Source organism: Pseudomonas amygdali (assembly GCF_002699855.1).
In the GTDB taxonomy this organism is placed as follows: domain Bacteria; phylum Pseudomonadota; class Gammaproteobacteria; order Pseudomonadales; family Pseudomonadaceae; genus Aquipseudomonas; species Aquipseudomonas amygdali.
The window spans coordinates 1-3,555 of the sequence record NZ_LKBW01000144.1; the positions used below are offsets into that span (position 1 = coordinate 1).

General features: G+C 54.4%; 1 protein-coding gene and 1 pseudogene. One reads left to right on the top strand and one right to left on the bottom strand.

Features of this window, described 5'->3' with window-relative positions:
- The first annotated feature begins 283 nt into the window (after positions 1-283).
- Positions 284-1,370, top strand: a pseudogene (locus AO277_RS11885) (IS91 family transposase).
- Positions 1,371-1,726: 356 nt separating this feature from the next.
- On the opposite strand, the gene hopAB1 reads toward AO277_RS11885, so the two are convergent.
- A complete protein-coding gene (gene hopAB1, locus AO277_RS11895) occupies positions 1,727-3,355 on the bottom strand; it encodes a type III secretion system effector protein HopAB1 (RefSeq protein WP_044320005.1) in 1,629 nt (542 codons plus the stop codon).
- Between the last annotated feature and the right edge of the window lie 200 nt (positions 3,356-3,555).

Genomic DNA, 3,555 nt, shown 5'->3' on the forward strand with positions numbered 1-3,555 from the left:
TTTGGTCGGCATACATGCACCTCTAGCTACATGTTATGCCCGAACACAAAATTTCTGACAGTCTCTAGAACAGGGCAGCCTGCGGCTGCAAATCGCCCGTTCTTGCGATCGCATAGCAGCAGAAACATGGATTTGAGCTTTGTCATGAGGCCCGTTATTGATCATCATGAAGCCTGCTTACCCACCGCCGCTGCTTCAGATGAATCCAGCCTACACACCTCGACCGCTCAAAAACCTCTTCACCGCCAATCAATGCTAGGCACACCTCCTCGAGGAGGGCGGCTTGCGCGACATCGAAGTCGAGTCCGTCAGCAAAATGCTGGCCTGCGGCACCTCGATCCTGGGCGTCAAACACTACACCTGCGGCAACGACAGCTGCCCGCACGTCAAATACCTCTGCAACACCTGCAGTTGCCGCGCCTGTCCATCCTGCGGCAAAAAGGCTACCGATCAGTGGATCGCCAATCAACAGCACCGCTTACCCGAGTGTACCTGGCAACACCTGGTGTTCACATTGCCTGAAACCCTGTGGCCGCTGTTCTTTCATAACCGTCACTGGCTCGATGCCTTGTGTCGCCTGGCCGTCGACAACCTGCTCTATGCGGGCCGACGCCGGGGCGTGGAGGTGGGTGTTTTATGCGCCATTCACACCTAAGGCCGGCGACTTAACTGGCACCTACACATCCATGTCTCGGTCACCTTGGGTGGAATCGATGACGCAGGTGTATGGAAAGATCTGTCGTTTCATCCATCAGCCTTGCGTCGACGCTGGATGTGGAATGTACGCCAGTACCTGCTCAGTCAGTGGGAGCACACCACTGTCCCACCTGAAAACGCTCATCTGCAGAGCGAAAATGACTGGCGTCACCTTGTGCTCAACGCTGGTGGTCAGCACTGGCACATCCACTTGTCGAAGAAGACGAAAAACGGGCGAAAGACCGTCAATTACCTGGGCCGCTACCTGAAAAAACCGCCGATCTCGGGCAGTCGTCTGGCGCATTACACCTGCGGGGCCACGTTGAGCTTCACCTACCTGGATCACCGCACGCAGACCTATCAGCAGGAAACGCTAAGCCAGGCCGACATGCTGCGCCGGGTGGTGCAGCACATCCCGGAGAAGCATTTCCGGATGATCCGGTATTTTGGTTTTCTGGCCAATCGGGTCTGCGGGCAGTACCTGCCAAAGGTCTATGAAGCACTGAAGATGGCGACGCCAGGAGCGGTATCAAAGCTGTATTTTGCGCCGANCTCCGTTGCGTGGCTGTGTGGCGCGCGGATGATATACACGGCGGCAATTCAGCGGGCTGACGGTGCTGGGACTGATCCTCAACGCTCAGGCGATCGCGCAGATGAGGTACGTGAAGCCCTGACAGGGGGAAGGTGCGTCCGCACCTAGGCTCAGCGGTAAAATAAACTGTGTNTTACATAACCTGCGTTAACGCTTATTTATAGGTATTTGCACTGCATAAGTAACGCATCAGCGTCTTACTACGCATCGCTATGAAGGCATGACGCCTCCTTCATAGCGTCAGCCTGATGCATAGGCATTTTGAAATTCCTATGCATCAAGCCCTTCATTTCGCCGCTCTGTGACCGCACGACCGAGATATACCGTTGATGACCGCCGCAAGCAAATGCAGGTCGGCAATACGGTAATGTTGACCCTCAGTGGTCCGATCACGGATTTCGCCTTGGCGACCGATGCTCTCTTGAAAAACGCTGACGGTCATGGAACAATTTTAAAAGCGTACTTAGCGATATTTTTGGCATCAAGCCTTTGTCTGTTCAGCGGATGCTCGGGCTTGTCTGCCAGGTATTGGGCAAGTTTTTTCATATCCATGAATGTAAGAGCCTTGTTTACCTCTTGGCTGTAAGGCTGCGGCTTATCCGTCGGATTAACCGCTAGACCGATTACCTGCTGATCCGGATTACTCAGTGACAACTCTTCACCAAAAAGGCAGGACGTCGCGTTGTCGGGGTGATCTGCCGCATCTCTGAAACCCAACTCTTCAGATTCAGCATCTGCCTTCGAGATTGTACGCAATTGACTAAATTGTGGAGCTATATCCAAGGCTGCGCGGATATCATCCACAACTTGCTGTCGAGCCGCCGGGTCAGTTATAAAGGATGCAACTACCCTACTTACATCCGCACCCGGGTTCAGTCTACGCAAGCGTATTGCGTAAGCCACATTATCTTCATTTTCCTTCTGCGGTGGCATCACCGCCAATCTTACAGCCCTATTGAGGCGTGAGGATTGAGGCTCTGCTCCTTGCCGCATGTTCTGCTCAATCCATTCTCTTTGGCCAGACAACAACGGTGGGGAACGTAGCAGCCTCCGGCGTCCGGATTCCGCAGAAGATGCGAGCGGCGGCAATTCCGGACTGTTCGTAGTGGTCTGACGCGAAGCGAGCATGCGGTTCAGCGCAGCACTGAAGTTCAACACGGGGTGATCCACCAAGCTCAACTCCTCTGGTATAAAGGGATTAATGCCTACACTTTCTAACGCGCGCCTCAAATCTGGGGGTAGCGGTTCAAGCGACATTATAATATAGCGACCAAGAGAGGTGCGCAGGCGCTCCATGTCCACTCCCTCTTGAGTCAATCTGCGCAGTGCTTCGTTAGTCTGGTTGGCACTATGATTATGCCTCGCAGCACTGGCGAGGCGTGCTGATTCCAGGTCCAGGCCTTGAGGATGCCTGTCGACCGATGTTCTAGAAGCCGCCGCGCTCGAAGACGAGCTTCGGCCCGGTGTCATCAACATAGTGGACCGCCCAATTAACGAACGCTGGCTGCTTCCTGATGATGAGTCTGCGAGGCGGGCAGGCGTTGACGATTGTACCAAAGCTCTTTGTTGGCGGACCGTTTGACGAAGCCTCTGCCGGAGCTCGTTAGCGAGCACCGAGTCGCTGCTGATTCCAGTCATAGGCATGTTAGGAAAATGTTGAAGCAAGATATCCCGTTCGACTCGAGAAAAAGCTACGGCGTTGTTATCCATTACATTTCTGAGCATGGTGCGAACATTATTAAGATCAGCGCCTCCCCTGACCAACTCCTGAACGATGCGATCTGCCTGTTGTGCCTCAGGCGACTGCCTGGCTTCTGCGGGCGGATTGGCGCCTTGGACACGGGCAGGCGTTGCCTCCAGCCATTCTCTGGTTTGCCGCGACAACGCGCTGGATCGTAGCAACCTCTGGCGTCCGGATTCCGCAGGAGATGCGGGCGGCGGCAACTCCGGACTGTTCGCCGAGCTGGCACTGCGACTGGAGTCATGTTCGCGCTCAGTTACTGGCTCGCCGTCTGTGCGCCACTGCCAAAAAAAATTTGATGGTCCTGCTCCGTTGATACCCGGCATATAGACTCTCCACTCCTGATCTCATGGTTGCGAACTGTTCCGGCTTCGGCAATTGGACATGAGTTGGCGATCGGACATAAATGGTTCCACTACTGATGCATATGGGGTCGATAGAGAAAACGGACAAAATCGTACTACAAGGGCTTCCCCATTGAGCACAAGCCCAATAGTTTCTGTTTGACTCCGCTGCATGTGCCGGA